Annotated in this window: 14 protein-coding genes and 1 pseudogene; all 15 read left to right on the top strand. The window is 68.9% G+C overall.

The annotated features are described in order from the left end of the window. The first annotated feature begins 21 nt into the window (after positions 1 to 21). Positions 22 to 573, top strand: a complete 552-nt coding sequence (locus ACP69S_RS05315) for an NlpC/P60 family protein (RefSeq protein WP_425995529.1) — start codon at positions 22 to 24, stop codon at positions 571 to 573. A gap of 133 nt (positions 574 to 706) precedes the next feature. Continuing rightward, positions 707 to 4,507, top strand: a complete 3,801-nt coding sequence (locus ACP69S_RS05310) for a baseplate multidomain protein megatron (protein WP_425995528.1) — start codon at positions 707 to 709, stop codon at positions 4,505 to 4,507. A gap of 68 nt (positions 4,508 to 4,575) precedes the next feature. Further along, complete coding sequence (locus ACP69S_RS05305; protein WP_425995527.1) at positions 4,576 to 5,490, top strand: DnaJ C-terminal domain-containing protein; 915 nt, start codon at positions 4,576 to 4,578, stop codon at positions 5,488 to 5,490. A gap of 58 nt (positions 5,491 to 5,548) precedes the next feature. Then, on the top strand, positions 5,549 to 5,791 hold the full coding sequence (locus ACP69S_RS05300) for an AbrB/MazE/SpoVT family DNA-binding domain-containing protein (RefSeq protein ID WP_425995526.1): 243 nt from the start codon (positions 5,549 to 5,551) through the stop codon (positions 5,789 to 5,791). Continuing rightward, on the top strand, positions 5,788 to 6,123 hold the full coding sequence (gene mazF / locus ACP69S_RS05295; protein ID WP_425995525.1) for an endoribonuclease MazF: 336 nt from the start codon (positions 5,788 to 5,790) through the stop codon (positions 6,121 to 6,123). The genes ACP69S_RS05300 and mazF overlap by 4 nt, the downstream gene beginning before the upstream one ends. A gap of 56 nt (positions 6,124 to 6,179) precedes the next feature. Further along, a complete protein-coding gene (locus tag ACP69S_RS05290) occupies positions 6,180 to 6,434 on the top strand; it encodes a hypothetical protein (protein WP_425995524.1) in 255 nt (84 codons plus the stop codon). A 72-nt stretch (positions 6,435 to 6,506) separates the two neighbouring features. Next, a complete protein-coding gene (locus ACP69S_RS05285) occupies positions 6,507 to 6,824 on the top strand; it encodes a PepSY domain-containing protein (protein ID WP_425995523.1) in 318 nt (105 codons plus the stop codon). 13 nt (positions 6,825 to 6,837) lie between these two features. Next, entirely contained in the window at positions 6,838 to 7,515 is a 678-nt protein-coding gene (locus ACP69S_RS05280; protein WP_425995522.1) for a response regulator transcription factor, read from the top strand. A 23-nt stretch (positions 7,516 to 7,538) separates the two neighbouring features. Then, positions 7,539 to 8,933, top strand: a complete 1,395-nt coding sequence (locus tag ACP69S_RS05275; RefSeq protein ID WP_425995521.1) for a sensor histidine kinase — start codon at positions 7,539 to 7,541, stop codon at positions 8,931 to 8,933. Positions 8,934 to 9,121: 188 nt separating this feature from the next. Continuing rightward, positions 9,122 to 10,453 (top strand): hypothetical protein, encoded by a 1,332-nt coding sequence (locus ACP69S_RS05270; protein ID WP_425995520.1) that lies wholly within the window; start codon positions 9,122 to 9,124, stop codon positions 10,451 to 10,453. 65 nt (positions 10,454 to 10,518) lie between these two features. Continuing rightward, positions 10,519 to 11,625, top strand: coding sequence for a c-type cytochrome biogenesis protein CcmI (gene ccmI, locus ACP69S_RS05265; protein WP_425995519.1), 1,107 nt, complete (start codon positions 10,519 to 10,521; stop codon positions 11,623 to 11,625). After that, positions 11,622 to 12,098: pseudogene (gene ccmE / locus ACP69S_RS05260) on the top strand (cytochrome c maturation protein CcmE); the annotation flags it as partial. The gene ccmI and the pseudogene ccmE, both read left to right, overlap by 4 nt. 116 nt (positions 12,099 to 12,214) lie before the next feature. After that, entirely contained in the window at positions 12,215 to 14,197 is a 1,983-nt protein-coding gene (locus ACP69S_RS05255; protein WP_425995518.1) for a heme lyase CcmF/NrfE family subunit, read from the top strand. A gap of 182 nt (positions 14,198 to 14,379) precedes the next feature. Next, positions 14,380 to 14,901: a cytochrome c-type biogenesis protein gene (locus ACP69S_RS05250; RefSeq protein ID WP_425995517.1), complete on the top strand. Its 522-nt coding sequence runs from the start codon at positions 14,380 to 14,382 to the stop codon at positions 14,899 to 14,901. A gap of 135 nt (positions 14,902 to 15,036) precedes the next feature. Further along, a complete protein-coding gene (locus tag ACP69S_RS05245) occupies positions 15,037 to 16,608 on the top strand; it encodes a trypsin-like peptidase domain-containing protein (RefSeq protein WP_425995516.1) in 1,572 nt (523 codons plus the stop codon). Positions 16,609 to 16,643 lie beyond the last annotated feature (35 nt).

Here is a 16,643-nt window from a genome sequence, read left to right as displayed (position 1 = left end):
TACGGGCCGACGGAGGGGGAAGTGCTGCTGACTCATTGCGGTCTTCCCCCACCGGCCCCCAATCAAGTTGGGAACCGCCTCCCCCTTCAGGGGGAGGACCTTATTCTCGCCGAAGCCCGCCAATGGCTGGGCACGCCCTACCGACATCAGGCCAGCCTGCGGGGCGTCGGCTGCGATTGCCTGGGCCTGATCCGGGGCGTCTGGCGCGCACTCCACGGCGAAGACCCCGAAACCCCGCCACCCTACCGCCCCGACTGGGCCGAGGTCGGCGGCGCCGAAATCCTGCTGGAGGCCCTCGGCCGCTGGCTGCTCCCACTGCCGCTCGCCGAGGCGAGGCCAGGCGATGTCCTGGTGTTCCGCATGGAGCCCGGCGCGGTCGCCAAGCACTGCGCGATCCTCTCCGCGCCAATCGGCGAAGGGGGCCGCATGATCCACGCCTATTGGGGCCGCGCCTGCGTTGAAAGCTGGCTGGGACGGTGGTGGAAGGAGCGGTTGGCGGGGGTGTTCCGGTTTCCGGAGCCAGATCCCTCTCCCCTTGCGGGAGAGGGTGGGCCGCGTCAGCGGTCCGGGTGAGGGGTCGCACGGCGTGATCGCCGCGACGGCCGATGAAGCCGGGCGCCAAGCTTAAAGAACGATCGACCCCTCATCCGGCGCTGCGCGCCACCTTCTCCCGCAAGGGGAGAAGGAGAAATTCGGAGCCCCCTAGATGGCCCAGGTGATCCTCTCCTCCGTCGGCGCGGCCCTCGGCGGACCCGTCGGCGGCTTTGTCGGCGCGATGCTGGGCCGGGCGGCCGACAGCGCGGTGATCAACGCCCTGTCGCCGGCCCGCCAGCTTGGCCCGCGCATCCCCGAACTGCGCGTCACCGGCGCGGCCGAAGGCGCGGCGATCCCGTGCGTGTTCGGACGCGGCCGGGTGGGCGGTCACATCATCTGGGCCGCGCGATTCCGTGAAAAGCGGATCGAAGGCCGGGTCGGCGGGAGCAAGGGTCAGAAGACCAGCAGCTATGCCTACAGCCTGTCGTTCGCCGTGGCGGTCGGCGAGGGCGCCATCGACGGGATCGGCCGGGTCTGGGCTGACGGCAAGGTGATGGACATGGCCGGCGTAACCATGCGCCTGCATCGCGGAACGCAGGACCAGACGCCCGACCCGCTGATCGAAGCTGTGGAGGGGCAGGCCCCCGCCTATCGCGGCCTCGCCTATGTGGTGTTTGAGGACTTGGCCCTGGAAGCCTTCGGCAATCGCCCGCCGCAGCTGTCGTTCGAGGTTTTCCGGCGGCCGGGCTCGCCCACGGGGCTGGAGGCGCGGCTCAAGGGCGTGTGCCTGATCCCCGGCGCGGGCGAGTTTGTTTACGCCACCGACGCCGTCCTGCGCCGCGACGGCATCACCCGGACCACGGCCGAGAACGTCAACAACGCCGAGGGGCGGCCCGACCTTGTCGTGTCTCTGGATCAACTTCAGGCGCAGCTGCCGGAGGTGGATCATGTCACCCTGGTGGTCTCGTGGTTCGGGACCGACCTGCGCTGCGGGGCCTGCCAGATCAAGCCGGGCGTCGATCAGGCCTTCAAGGCGACGATCCCGCACGAGTGGCGGGCCGGCGGTGTCGATCGTTCGGGCGCTCATGTGATCTCGCAGCATGACGGCGGCCCGGCCTATGGCGGCACACCGTCCGACCGCTCGGTGCTGCAGGCCATAGCCGAGCTGAAGCGCCGCGGGCTGAAGGTGACCCTCTATCCATTTGTGTTGATGGATGTGCCGGAGGGCTCGGGCCTGCCCGATCCCTATGGCGCAAGCGCGCAGGGCGCCTATCCGTGGCGCGGCCGGATCACCTGCCATCCCGCGCCCGGGCAAGCGGGCTCGCCGGATGGTGGGGCTACGGCAGCGTCCCAAGTCGCCAGCTTCTTCGGCGGCGCCACGCCGGCTCAGGTCGGCGCGAGCGACGGCCTGCCGAGCTTCTCGGGCATCGGCTGGGGTTTCCGGCGGATGATCCTGCACTATGCGCGTCTGGCACAACTGGCCGGCGGCGTGGACGGTTTCCTGATCGGCTCGGAGCTGCGCGGCCTGACCACGGTGCGCGGCGCCGGCGGGGCCTATCCGGCCGTGGCGGCGTTGAAAACGCTGGCCGGCGATGTGCGCGCCATGGTCGGAGGCGGAACCAAGCTCGGCTACGCCGCCGACTGGAGCGAGTATTTCGGCCATCAGCCGGGCGGCGGCCACGCCGTGTTCCATCTGGATACGCTGTGGGCCGACCCGACCATCGATTTCGTCGGCGTGGACTTCTATCCACCGATCACTGACTGGCGGGACGGCGAGGATCATCTGGACGCGACGGCAGGCTTCGAAGGCCCGCACGACCCGGCCTATCTGCGCGCCCGCCTGACCAGCGGCGAGGGCTTCGACTGGTACTATGCCAGCCCCGCCGACCGCGACGCCCAGGTCCGCACCGCCATCACCGACGGCGTCCATGGCGAGGCGTGGATGTTCCGGCCCAAGGACCTGAAGTCCTGGTGGTCCAGCCCCCATCACGACCGGCCCGCAGGCGGGCGCTCGTCGACGCCGACCGCCTGGGTCCCGCGCTCCAAGCCGATCCGCCTGACCGAGTTTGGCTGCCCGGCCGTGGACAAGGGCGCCAATTCGCCCAACCTGTTCGTCGATCCCAAGAGCGCCGAGAGCCACCTGCCGCCCTGGGCGACCGGCGCGCGCGACGAGTTCGGCCAGCGCCGGATGCTGGAGGCGGTGCTCGACTGGCTGGCTGACCCGGCCGCCAATCCGCTGTCGCCCAGCTATGGCGGCCCGATGATCGAGGCGGCCAGCGCCTGGTGCTGGGACGCGTGGCCGTTTCCAGACTTTCCCGCCCGCGCCAATGTCTGGAGCGATGGTCCCAACTGGCCGCTGGGCCACTGGCTGAACGGCCGCGCGGGCATCGCGCCGCTGGCCGAGCTGGTGGCGGCCCTGGCCGCGAGAGCTGACGTCACGCTTGATCCCGGAGAGGCCAGCGGGGCGGTGGTCGGCTATGTGATCGACCGACCCATGCGTCTGCGCGACGCCCTCGCGCCTCTCACCGCCGCCTTCGGCCTCGACACTGTCGAGCGGGGCGGGCAGGCGCGGCTGGTCTCGCAAACCGGTCTCGCCCTCGCGTCGCTGGACGAGGCCGACCTGGCCTGGCCCGAGGACCGCCCCGCCGCCGTCTCCACCAGTCGCACGCTCGTCGAACCCGCCCAGGCCCTGCGCCTGCGTTTCATCGACGCCGGCCGCGACTACCAGACCGGCGCCCTGATCGTCCGCCGCGACGACGGACAAGGGACCGCCGACGCCGACGCGCCCATCGTCATGGCCGCGGCCGAGGCGGAACTGGCCGGGCGGAGAATGTTGAACGGCTCGGCGTCGGCACGGCGCGAGACTATCGTCCATCTGTCGCCCCTGGCCGCCCTGCGGCTGGAGGCTGGTGACCGTGTCGCGTTCGAAGGCGGGGCCTGGCGCGTGGTCCGGGTTGATCTGGATGAGCACCCTCGCGCCACCCTCGCGCCGGTCCCCGCCGGCTCCGAACTGGACGGCCGCCTCGACTGGACCCCGGCCCCGCCCCGCGAGCCGGTCGGTCCGCCGGCCCTGCTGGTCCTCGACCTGCCGGCCGTCAATGACGACGCCAGACCGTGGGCCGCCGCCGCCGCCGAGCCTTGGCGGCCGTTCGACATCCATGCCGGAGGCGATCTGGACACCCTGAAGGTTCGCGCTCGCATCGCCACGCCGGCCACCTTGGGCGAGACGGTGAACGATCTTCCGCCGGCCTCGCCGCACCGGCTGGATCGTTCCGGCCGCCTGACCGTGCGGCTGGAGGGCGCCACCCCGGCCAGCCGTACGCTCGCCGCCGTGCTGGCGGGCGACAACGCCCTGGCGGTGCTGGCGCCCTCGGGCGAATGGGAGGTCATCGGCTTCACCACGGCCGAGGCGGTGGCTGCGGATGTCTGGACCCTGTCGGGCCTGCTGCGCGGCCAGCGCGACGGCGCGGCGGGCGAGGCGGCGATTCCGGCCGGAGCACCGGTGGTGCTGCTCGACGAGGCGCTGGCCCGGTTGGAGGTCGCGCCGTTCGAGCGTGGCGTCCCGCTGATTGTTCGCGCCGCGCCGGCCGGTGGTCCGCCCTCGGGCGCTTCGATGAGCCAGATCACGACCACCTGGCGCGGCCGGGCCTTGCGTCCGCTAGCGCCCGCTCACCTGCGCGTGCGGGTCTCTGGCAGTGACCGTTTGATCAGCTGGATCCGTCGCGACCGCCTGGGCGGCGATGTCTGGGAGGGCGAGGTTCCGCTCAGTGAAATCGCCGAAACCTGGCGCTTGCGGGTGCTGAACGGCGCGGTCGCGGTCCGTGAGGTCGAGCTTTCAGCGCCCGCCTTCACCCACACCGCCGCCATGCGCGTGGCCGACCTGGCGGCAGGCGTCAGCGGCGTCCTGACGGTCGAAGTGGCTCAGGGTTCGGCCAGTTTGGGCTGGGGCGCGGCCGCGACACGAACGCTCTGACGCTTGTGCGCCGCCGCGAATGGCCTAAGTGAGGGCGGACTCCGCTGACTTAATTTTGAGGACCTTCCTTGGCGCGCGATCCCTATCAGGAACTTGGCGTTTCCCGGACCGCGACCACGGACGAGATCCGCAAGGCGTTCCGCAAGCTCGCCAAGCAGTTCCACCCGGACGCCAATCCGGGCAACAAGGCCGCCGAGGATCGCTTCAAGCAGGTCAGCGCGGCTTTCGACATCCTGGGCGACGTGGCCAAGAAGAAGAAGTTCGACGCCGGCGAGATCGACGCGGACGGTCGCGAGGTCGCGCGTGGCTTTGGCGGCGGCGGGTTCAATCCCGGGGCGGGCGGCTTCAATCGCGGCGGCTTCCAGTCGCGCGGCGGGGCGGCCGATGGCCCGGAGATCGACCTGGGCGACCTGTTCGGCGATATTCTGGGCCGCGGCCCGCGGGGCGGCGGCGGCTTCTCGCCGCGCGGCGCTGACGTGCGGGCCCGGCTCGACATTGACCTGGAAGAAGCCATTCGCGGCGGCAAGAAGCGCGTGGCCTTTTCGGACGGCCGCACCATCGACGTCACCATCCCGCTCGGCGCGCAGGAAGGCCAGACCCTGCGCCTGAAGGGCCAGGGCAGCCCCGGTCGCGGCGGCCAGGGCGACGCCCTGATCGAGCTGTCGATTAAGCCACACGCCATCTATCGCCGTGAAGGCGAGACCCTGGTTATGGATCTGCCGGTCTCGGTGCCCGACGCGGTGCTGGGCGGCAAGATCGAGGCGCCCACCCCCGATGGCAATGTCATGCTGGCCGTGCCCAAGGGCTCCAACAGCGGCGCCACCCTGCGCCTGAAGGGCCGGGGCCTGGCCGACGCCAAGGGCAAGCGCGGCGATCTGCTGGCCCGGCTGGTGGTCACCCTGCCCGACGAGCCCGACAGCGACCTGGAAAAGTTCGCGCAAGCCTGGCGCGACCAGAAGCCGTATTCGCCGAAGCGGAAGTAGTTGTATCGACATTTGTCGATACGCGTGCAATCCTTCGGCTGAATCTGGAGGATCTTACGTGCAGGTGCTGATCAAAAAATGGGGAAATAGCGCTTCTGTCCGCATTCCCGCGACGGTTATGGCGGCCGCCTCGCTCGGCCTGGATCAAGCGGTGGACGTGCGCGAGGAAAACGGCCGGATCATCATCGAGCCGATCCGCGCGCCGAGCTATGATCTGAACGATCTTCTGGCGCGGATGACGCCGGAGACTTTCCCTGACGACGCCGATTTTGGCGGACCCGTTGGTGAAGAAGTCTGGTGACGGGGCGTTACGTTCCCGAAGCCGGCGATATTGTCTGGCTCCAATTCGATCCGCAGGCGGGACATGAGCAGGCCGGCCATCGGCCGGCCTTGGTGCTGTCGCCGTCCAACTACAATGCAAGGCGCGGCATGATGGTCTGCTGCCCGATGACAAGCCGGATCAAGGGCTATGTTTTCGAGGTTGTAGTTCCGGGCCAGGAACCGAGCGCCGTCTTGGCCGATCAGGTGAAGAGCCTGGATTGGGTTGCGCGGCGCGCTACGCGAAAAGGCGTGGCCTCGCCGGAAGTGCTGGCCGAGGTTCGCGCCAAGCTGAAGGCGTTACTAAACTTCTGAATCCCAAAACAATCGTCATCCCGGCCGCAGAGACGCGGAGCCGGGATGACAACCTTTTGGAACTCAACCTACGCCTCGAAGAACGCCAGCAGGTCCTGTTGATCACGTCCGCACGGGTCGTCGCCATTGCCGTGCAGCAGACCAGGATAAACCTAAAGGATTTCATTCTTCAGCAGCTTGACGCTCAGCACGGCGCTGTCGGCGATGGGAACAATCCGGTCGTTGTCGCCGTGCATCAGCCGCACAGGCGCGTCGATCTTCTTGAGATCCGCAATGAAGGCGGTTTGCCCTCTGGCGTCGTCCAGCCGTGACAGAACGCCACGCCCCGTTCATATACTGGCCGTTCAGTCTCCATTCAGGCCCGACCCCCTAAACCCGACAGCATGAAACCGATCCGCGCCCTTCTCGTCGTCGCTGCTCTCGTCGCCACCCTTCCGGGTTCGGCGTCGGCGCAACGCCGTCCGGATTCGCTGGGAGCCGATTGGCGCGCGCAGTCGGACCAGGCGCGTGGCGGCGTGCAGTCGGGCCGGCTTGTGCCCCTGTCGGCGGTGATTGAGCGCATCGCTCGCCGCACGCCGGGCCGGGTGCTCGACGCTGGGCTGGAGGGCCGCAACTATCGGGTCCGGTGGGCCACCACCGACGGCCGTCGCATCGACTTCATCGTCGACGCCGAGACCGGCCAGATCCTCAGCGCCAACTAAAGGTTTCCTTCGCATGCGTATCCTGCTCGTCGAGGACGATCCCGACCTGTCGCGTCAGCTGAAGCTGGCCCTGGCCGACGCGGGCTACGCCGTCGACCATGCGCCCGACGGCGAAGAAGCCCAGTTTTTGGGCGAGACCGAGCCTTACGACGCCGTGATCCTCGACCTGGGCCTGCCCAAGGTGGACGGCGTTTCGGTGCTGGAGCGCTGGCGCCGCGGCAATGTGGCCACGCCGGTGCTGATCCTGACCGCTCGCGCCGCCTGGAGCGACAAGGTCGCCGGCTTCGACGCCGGGGCCGACGACTATCTGGCCAAGCCATTCCACACCGAAGAGCTGCTGGCCCGTTTGCGCGCCCTGCTGCGCCGCTCGGCCGGCCATGCGGCGCCCAGCCTGTCGTGCGGGGCTCTGCGCCTGGATCCGCGCGCCGCCCGGGCCAGCGTCAACGGCGAGCCCCTGCGCCTGACCTCGCTGGAATACCGTCTGCTGCACTACATGATCATGCACCAGGGCCGGGTGATCGGCCGCACCGAACTGGTCGAGCACCTGTATGATCAGGACTTCGACCGCGACTCCAACACCATCGAGGTGTTCATCGGCCGTCTGCGCAAGAAGCTGGGTTCGGACCGCATCGAAACGGTGCGCGGCCTGGGCTATCGCCTGACCCCGCTGGAGGGCGAGGCGGCCGAGTGACGCTGCGAGCGGGAGCTTAAGCGGTGTTTGACCTTCGCCGGCCCTCGCTGGTTCGTCGGCTGGTGCTGCTGGCCGTCGTCTGGAACCTCGTGGTTCTGGTCGCGGCCGGCGCTTTCCTGACCGCCCAGTTCCGTGACGCCGCCATCCGCCGCTTCGACTCGTCCCTGGCCGTGCTGACCGACGACCTCTACGCCCTGTCGACGGTGGAGGAGGGCCAGGTCAGGGCTCCCGCGCTGACCGATATCCGCGCCACGCGGGCCTATTCGGGCCGCTACTGGACGATCTTCGACAAGACGAAGGCCGGTTCGCTGAAGGTGATCGAGCGCTCGCGCTCGCTGTTCGACAGCGATCTGATGGTGTCGTCCGAACAGGTCGATCGACTGGTGGCCGCCCCGGGCAAGACCCTGTTCTTTGAGATGCGCGGACCGCAGGACAAGCCGTTGCGCGCCGCCGCGATCCTGACCCAACTGCCCGGTCACGCCGATCCTGTGGTGTTCATCGCCGCCGAGGACCGCTCGCCCATCGACGCCGACGCCGGGCGATTTGGCCGGATCACCGCCCTGGCCCTGCTGCTCTTGGGCGGCGGCCTGATCTTCGCGGTGGTCGTGCAGGTGCGGGTGGGCCTGGCGCCGTTGTTCCAGCTGCGCCGCGAGGTCGCCTCGGTAAGGCGCGGCAGGGCCGAGCGCCTCACCCGCACCTATCCCGAGGAACTGGAGCCCCTGGCCCTCGAACTGAACGCGCTGCTGGCGCACAATCAGGAAGTGGTCGAGCGCCAGCGCACCCATGTCGGCAACCTGGCCCATGCCCTGAAGACCCCCTTGTCGGTAATGCTGACCGAGGCCAGCCAGCAGCCGGCCCCCCTGGCTCCGGGAAGTCTGGCTGAGGTGGTGACGCGCCAGGCTGACGTGATGCGCGAGCAGGTCGACCACCATCTGCGCCGGGCCCGCGCCGCCGCCCGCTCCCAGACCTTCGGCGAGCGCACCCCGGTCGAGCCGATCCTCGACGAGCTGGCCGTGACCCTCGAGCGGATCTTCCAGGACAAGGGCGTCGAGATCGACTGGCGCTGCCCCGAGGACCTGAGCTTCCAGGGCGAGAAGCAGGACCTGATGGAGCTGGCCGGCAACGTCATGGAAAACGCCGGCAAATGGTGCAAGGGCAAGATCCGCGCGGAGGCGACGCCGACCACGGCCGAGCGCTGGACCCTGATCGTCGACGACGACGGTCCCGGCCTGCCGCCTGAACGCTGGGTCGATGCTCTCAAGCGCGGACAGCGCATGGACGAGCACACGCCGGGATCTGGCCTGGGTCTTTCCATCGTCGACGAACTGGCCCGCGCCTACGGCGGATCGGTGACGCTTGGTGAATCGCCGCTGGGCGGATTGCGCGTTTGCCTCGACCTTCCGCGTGCGGAAACCTAGCGACTCCTTGTCGCGCAGGTTGTGTTGCAGGGCGTATATCGTCTCAGGGCTAAACCTCTGGCGCCCTTGGCCTTTCCGTCCTCCGGCGAAGCGGCGAATGCGGAGACTTTTTTGACGGGTTTGGGAAAGTCTTAACCTCGTTGCCAACATGGTTGACGCTGTCGGTCTTTTCGATCCGGCGGGGGATCATGGCCGCAATCGCTGCGCATAAATTGCAGATCGTTCGGATGTTGGTGGAAACTGCGCCCGACTCTGCCCTGCGCAGCCTGGAGCTGGCCCTGGCCAGCGTCGGCAGCGTTGGCGGCCTCGCGCAGGTGCGCGGTCTCGTCGAGGACGAGACCAGCGACCGCTTCGTCCGCAACAACATCCTGGCTCCCATCGTGCCGATGTGCGCGGTGCGCGGCCCCGGACAGATCAGCTTTTCGCCGCGCGTCCTCCCATTCCTCTGGAAGGCGCTGAAGACCATCGCGCCACAGCGCATCGAGGAAGCCGGCGCCAAGTGCAATCCGTGGGACCTCGAGCAGGGAACGCCGGATGTTTTCGGCGACCTGTGCGGCATGGCCGCGCGGGGCCTGCGCGACGCCGAGCAGGAGGCCTTCGACGCGGCCCGCGGCCTGGGCGGAACCGAGGAACTTATCCACTGCCTCGAGATCAGCCACATCGTCCGTGCGGCCCTGCCCAAGCTGTCCGAATGGGTCAGCCGGATGAGCGGCGAACGCGCCGCCGCCGCGCGCCTGGCCTATCGCGACGCCTGCGCCATCCGAGAGGATTCCGGCGCGCGCCTGTTCGACATGCTGGCCGCCCATCTGCCTGACGACTGGCGGATACTGCGGGTGATCTCGGCGGTCATGGACCGGCCCAACGACCGCTATCTGGCCTCGTCGGAAGTCAGCTCTTTCGGCGAGCGCGTGCTGGCCGAGATCGACGCCTCCATCAACCTGATCCGCGACTTCGACCTCGACAAGGGCGAGAAGCTGGGTCGCGAGGCGGCCATGGCCGCTCAGCGCGTGTCCCTGCAGATCACCGAGTTCGAGCAGTCGGTGAACATCGCCAAGGACGGCCCCTGGGGCCGGCGCCTGGGCAAGTACAAGCAGCAGATCGCCCAGGTCGTCGAGCTGCGGATGAGCACCGCCGACAAGGAACTGGGCGACGCCCTGCCGACCAAACCGATCTCGATCCTGGGCAAGAAGGGCGGCAAGGGCGTGCCCAAGCTGACCTCGCCGCCGGACGAGGCGCTGGTGCGCCGCGCCACCGCCATCCTGATCTTCATCGAACATCTGCGGCCCTGCGCGGCCCAGAGCGGCTACGGCTCGACGCGCGGCAAGGCTCTGGAAAAGCTCAACAGCCGGCTCGATCAGTATATCGAGGACGTCCTCTATGCGGCGCGCACCGGCGAAGGCGGCGATCCGGCCCTGGCGCAGCAATATCTCGACATCGCCGCCGGCTTCATCGCCCATACCCGCGACGACAAGACCGCCGAGATCGTCCGCCGCCGCGCCGCCGCCGCCATCGCCGCCTGACGCGCCGTCCCTTAAGCGCTTTTTTCGCTAACGGCGGATCGCTTCCTTAAGCTAACACGCGGCCCATGATCGCTTTCTGGATCTCGGCGGCCGGACTGTCGGCCGCGGCTGGCGCCCTGGTTCTGCGCGGCGCGGCGCGCGCGGGTGCCGTCGACGGCGCTTCGGCCGATCTGGACACCCACAAGCGCCAGCTTGGCGAGATCGACCGATTGGCCGAAGGCGGCCTGCTGGACGAGTCCGAGCATAGGGCCGCCCGGGCCGAGGCGGGCCGCCGCCTGCTGGCCGCCGCCGACACCGCCGAGACCTGGTCCCGGGACGGACTCGGATCGCGGCGGATCGCCGTGACCGCCGCCGCCGTCGCGCCGCTGCTGGCCGTGGCGGCCTATGTGTTCATCGGATCGCCGGGCTTCTCCGACCAGCCCTATGCAAAACGCGTGGCCGAGTGGCGCGCCACCGACCCCAGCCAGCTGGATCCGCCGCGCATCGCCGCCGTGCTGGAAACCATCGCCGCCCAGCGCCCCAACGACGCCGAACCGCTCAAACACCTGGCCCTGGCCCGCACCGCCTCGGGCGACTTGGCCGGCGCCGAACAGGCCCTGCGCAAGGCCGTGCGCCTGGCCCCCGGTCGCGCCGACCTGTGGACCGGACTTGGCGAGACCTTTGTGGCCGAGGCTAAGGGTCAGGTCGGCCCCGACGCCAGGCTGGCTTTCCGCGAAGCCCTGAAGATCGACCCAAACAGTCTGTCGGCCCGCTATTATCTGGGGCGGGGCAAGATCGGCGACGGCGACGTGGCCGGAGGTTTGGCCGACTGGCGCGCCCTGGCCGCCAGTCTGGCGATCCAGGACCCGCGCCGCGAGGCGATGAACCGCGAGATCGCCCAGGTCGAGGCCGCCGGCGGCATTCCCGCTCCCCAGGCCGCGCCCGAAGAAGCCGCCCAGGTCCAGGGCATGATCGCCGGCATGGTCGATGGCCTGGCCGCGCGCCTGAAGACCTCGCCCGACGATCCCGATGGCTGGGTGCGACTGGTCCGGGCCTATGCCGTGCTGGGCGACACCGCCAAGCGCGACGCTGCCATGACTTCGGCGACCCGGCGCTACGCCGATCAGCCAAAGGTTCTGGCTGCTTTGCGTCAAGCCGCCCAGACGCCGCCCCAAGCAAAGTCCGTTCCATGAGCTTCCGGCCGAAATCCCGCAAAGCGCGTCGTCGCCTGACCATCCTGCTGGCCATCGCTCCGGTGCTGGCCTTGGCCGTGGGTCTGGCGCTGTATGGCATGCGCGACGCCATCTCGCTGTTCTACACGCCCGCCCAGGCCCAGGAAGCCAAGGTCCCGGCCGGCCGCAAAGTGCAGCTGGGCGGCCTCGTCCAGGCCGGCAGCGTGGTCAAATATCCGGGCGGCGACGTCGAGTTCGTGGTGGCTGACCAGAAGGCGACCGCCAAGGTCAGGTTCCACGGCGACCTGCCGGACCTTTTCCGGGAGGGCCAAGGGATCGTGGCGCAAGGATCGTTCGACGCCTCGGGCATCTTCGTCGCCAAACAGGTGCTGGCCAAGCATGACGAGCGCTACATGCCACGCGAAGTGGCCAAGGCTCTAAAGGAGCAGGGCGAGTGGCGCGGCGAGGGCTCCGGCCCGCCCGCCTACGGATCCTCCCCCCAAGGGGGAGGTGTCGCCGCAGGCGACGGAGGGGGAAGTCGTTCAACCCAGCCCTCGACCACGCCCCCCTCCGGCCTTCGGCCTCCTCCCCCACGGGGGGAGGATCGCCCATGATCGTCGAACTGGGCGCCTTCGCCCTCGTCCTCGCCCTCATCATGTCGGTCGCGCAGAGCGGCCTGTCGGCGATCGCCGGCGTTCGGCGCGCGCCCATGCTGGCCGGAGCCGGTCGCGGCGCGGCTCTGGCGGCGTTCGGAGCGACGGCCGTCGCCTTCGCCTGCCTGGTCTGGGCCTTCGTGGCCTCGGACTTCTCGGTCGCCAATGTGGCGTCCAACTCTCACACCGCCAAGCCGCTGTTGTTCAAGGTGGCCGGAGCCTGGGGCAGCCACGAAGGCTCAATGCTGCTGTGGTGCCTGGTTCTGACCGGCTATGGCGCGGCCATGGCCCTGTTCGGTTCGACCCTGCCGCCCCGTCTGCGAGCCTATGCCGTGGCGGTGCAAGGCGCGGTAGGCGTGATGTTCCTGGCCTATACCGTCTTCGCCTCCAACCCGATGGCCCGGCTGACCGAGGTCCCCATCGAGGGCCGTTCGCTCAATCCGCTGTTGCAGGACTGGGCCTTGGCGGTGCATCCGCCGTTTCTCTACGCCGGCTATGTCGGGTTCTCGGTGGTCTACAGCCTGGCCATGGCCGCCCTGATCGACGGTCGTATCGACGCGGCCTGGGCGCGCTGGGTGCGGCCCTGGACCCTGGCGGCCTGGAGCTTGCTGACCATCGGCATCACGCTCGGCGCCTTCTGGGCCTATTACGAGCTGGGCTGGGGCGGCTGGTGGTTCTGGGACCCGGTCGAGAACGCCAGCTTCATGCCTTGGTTGATCGGGGCGGCCCTGCTGCACTCGGCCATCGTCATGGAAAAACGCGGCGCCCTGCCGGGCTGGACCGCCTTCCTGGCCCTGGCGGCGTTCACCTTCTCGATGCTGGGCGCCTTCCTGGTCCGCTCGGGCGTGCTGACCAGCGTCCACGCTTTCGCGGTCGACCCTAGCCGGGGCGTTTTGCTGCTGATCATGATGGGTGTCGCGGCGGGAGCTGGGTTCCTGCTATTCGCCCTGCGCGCCCCGGGCCTGAACTCGGGCGGCCTGTTTGCTCCCGTCAGCCGCGAGAGCGCCATCGTCCTCAACAACATCGTGCTGTCGACGGCCACCGCAACGGTCCTGCTGGGCACCCTCTATCCGCTGATCCGCGAGGCCATCGACGGCGAGGCGGTGTCGGTGGGCCCGCCGTTCTTCAACCTGACCTTTACACCGCTGATGTTGCTGGCCTTGGCCATCCTGCCAGCCGGACCTCTGCTGGCCTGGAAGCGCGGCGACGCCTCGGCGGTGATGCGCCGTCTGTGGGTCGCCCTGGCCGCCGCCGCCCTGCTGGGTTTGGTCGCCTATGCCGCCATCACCCCGCGCAAGGCCCTGGCCAGCGCCGGGGTCGCGTTGGGCTTCTGGCTGATCGGCGGCGCGCTGGTCGAGCTGGCCGAGCGCCTGAAGTTTCTGCGCGCTCCGATGGCGCAGGTCTGGCGGCGCGCCACGGGCCTGCCGCGCGGCGCGTGGGGTACGACCCTGGCCCATGCCGGCATGGGCGTGTTCGTTCTGGGCGCGTCTTTCGAGACCGCCTGGCGGGTCGAGCAGGCCCAGGCGCTTGGCCTGAACCAGTCGTTCAAGCTGGGCGCCTACACGCTGACCCTGACCGATGTCGGCACGGTCGAGGGTCCCAACTACCTGGCCGAGCGCGGCCTGGTCTTGATTACCGACAAGGCCGGACGGCTGGTCTGCAAGGCGCAACCCGAACGCCGGTTTTATCCGACCGGCGGACAGACGACCTCCGAGGTCCATATCTGCCCCAAGGGCCTGGACGACCTCTATATCGTGCTCGGCGAGCGCCGGGCCGGGGAGGGCGGTCAGCCGGCCTGGCTGGTGCGCGGCTACGTCAATCCGTGGGTGCGGCTGATCTTCCTTGGCCCGCTGCTGATGGCCATCGGCGGGGCGGTGTCGCTGTCGGATCGCCGGCTGCGGCTGGGCGTCGGGCGACGCGCCAAAGAGGCGGGAGCATGACGGCGCAGCTACAATCCCCGTCATCCCGGGACTTGTTCCCGGGACCCATCGCGCCGCCGCAAGGGCGGGACAGAAAAGCCCTCTTCCGTGCGGGCTGGACCATGGGTTCCGGGAACAAGTCCCGGGATGACGATGGTGGAGATGATCGCGAACACTCGTTCATCTCCAGGCTCGCGCGCGGCTTGTCTTCACGATTGAAGCTGTTCTTCATCGCCCTTGCCGCGGTGGCCTGCATGGCGGCCGCGTCCGAGCCGAACGAACGCCTGCCGGATCCGGCCCAGGAAGCCCGCGCTCGCGTCCTGTTCCGTGAAGTGCGCTGCCTGGTCTGCCAGAACGAGTCGATCGACGACTCCCAGGCCGACCTCGCCGGCGACCTGCGGCGAATCGTCCGGCAGGAGATCGCCAAGGGCCGTAGCGATCGCGAAGTCCGCACTTTCCTGGTGGCGCGCTATGGCGAGTTCGTGCTGCTGAAGCCGCCGTTCTCGGCCGGCAATTTCGTGCTGTGGCTGGCCCCGCTGGGAATTCTGGCCGCCGGCGGCGGGCTTATGGCGGCGCTTCTGCGTCGGCAAGGCGACGATGGGGTCGCCGAACCGGAGGATGTGGCGGACCTGTCTTCGGAGGAGGAAACTCGGCTGGCGGCCTTGCTGGAAGACGAAGGCCACGATTGCGCCGAAAAGACACCGCAAGAAGCACCTTCCGCGTGACGGAAAGATAATTCGAGAACCATTGCGCGTTACGCCATCGCGACTAGGTTCGTCTGCGAAGAAAGTTCTTCGGCGCCGAGCGCCGAGGGCGAACAGGTCCCGGCGCTCTGCGTCGCGGGTGAGGAAAGACAAGAGATGACCGCTAGGAAGTCGGGTTTTATTGTAGGCGCCGTTGCTGGCGCGGGCGTCGCCGCCGCAGCTCTTGCGGGCATGGGCATGCGCATGGGGACCGCCGGCGCGGCCGAGGTCCCCGCCGCCATCCGCGTCTCGACGGCGGCTGCGCCGTCCTTTGCCCCCCCACCCGGCGCGCCTATGTCGTTTGCCGACATCTTCGAGAAGGTCTCCCCGGCCGTTGTCCAGATCGACGTGACCTCCAAGGCCAGCCCCTCGCGCGGCCCGCGCATTCCTGGCCTGGAAGGCTTCGACATCGTGCCGCGCGGCCAGAAGCCGGGCGCCGATGGTGAGGATGAGTCCCCCGCCGCGCCCAAGCAGCAGTCCTCGGGCTCGGGTTTCTTCATCTCGGCCGAAGGCTACATCGTCACCAACAACCACGTCGTCGCCGACGCTGACGAGATCAAGGTCGTCATGAAGGACGGCCGCGAGCTGAAGGCCACCGTGGTCGGCCGCGACGAAGGCACCGATCTGGCGGTCATCAAGGTCATTGACCCCAAGGCCAAGGGCGCCGCTTTTCCCTATGTCGACTTCGAGAACTCCGCCAAGCCGCGGGTCGGCGACTGGGTCATCACCATCGGCAACCCGTTCGGCCTGGGCGGCACCGCCACGGCCGGGATCATCTCGGCCTATGGCCGCGATCTCAACGACAGCTCGTCGCGGTTTGTCGACTACATCCAGATCGACGCGCCGATCAACCGGGGCAATTCCGGCGGCCCGTCGTTCGACATCTATGGCCGCGTGATCGGCGTCAACACGGCGATCTTCTCGCCCACGGGCGGCTCGGTCGGCATCGGCTTTGCGATCCCGGCTGACGTGGCCGAGGCGACCGCCAAGCAGTTGATCGCCGGCGGCAAGGTCGTGCGCGGCTATATCGGCGCCAACATCCAGGACTTCTCCGAAGAGATGGCCGAAGCCCAGGGCATGCCCGACGTGAAGGGCGCGATTATCGCCGAACTGGTGGCCGGCGCGCCCGCCGCCAAGGCTGGCCTGATGCCGGAAGACATCGTGACCGCTGTCAACGGCGTCAACGTCAAGAGCGGTTCGGAACTGACCCGCGAAGTGGCCAAGGCCAAGCCGGGCGACATCATCCGCATGTCGATCCTGCGCAGCGGCAAGCCTCGCACCGTCGAGGTCAAATCGGGCGTTCGTCCGGCCGAAGACGCCCTGGGCGCGACCAACAACGACGGTGAAGACGGCGGCGCTCCGGCGACCCCTGACAAGCCCCAGACCCAGAAGTTCGAAGCCCTGGGCCTGACCCTGGCGCCGCTCGATACGACGGCGCGCGCCACCTACAAGATCGCGCCCGAAGTGCGCGGCGTGCTGATCGTCGGCGTCAAGGCCGACTCTGATGCGGGCGAGAAAGGCCTGGTGAAGGGCGATGTCCTGGCCAGCGTCAGCGGCGTGGCGGTCAACTCGACCAGCGAAGTCGCCGGCGCCATCTCCGCCGCTCAAAAGGGTGGCCGGACCAGTGTCTTGGCCAAGGTGATCCGTCAGGGCCGCCCGGTCTTCGTGCCGCTGAAGATCGCGCCGTAGCCACGGCCTGAGCAACGCTGCGCTAGGTTATGTCC

The organism is Caulobacter sp. DWR1-3-2b1 (genome assembly GCF_049895765.1).
Lineage (GTDB): Bacteria > Pseudomonadota > Alphaproteobacteria > Caulobacterales > Caulobacteraceae > Caulobacter.
Note: the sequence above shows the minus strand (reverse complement) of the source record. Positions and strands in the feature narration are given on the sequence as shown.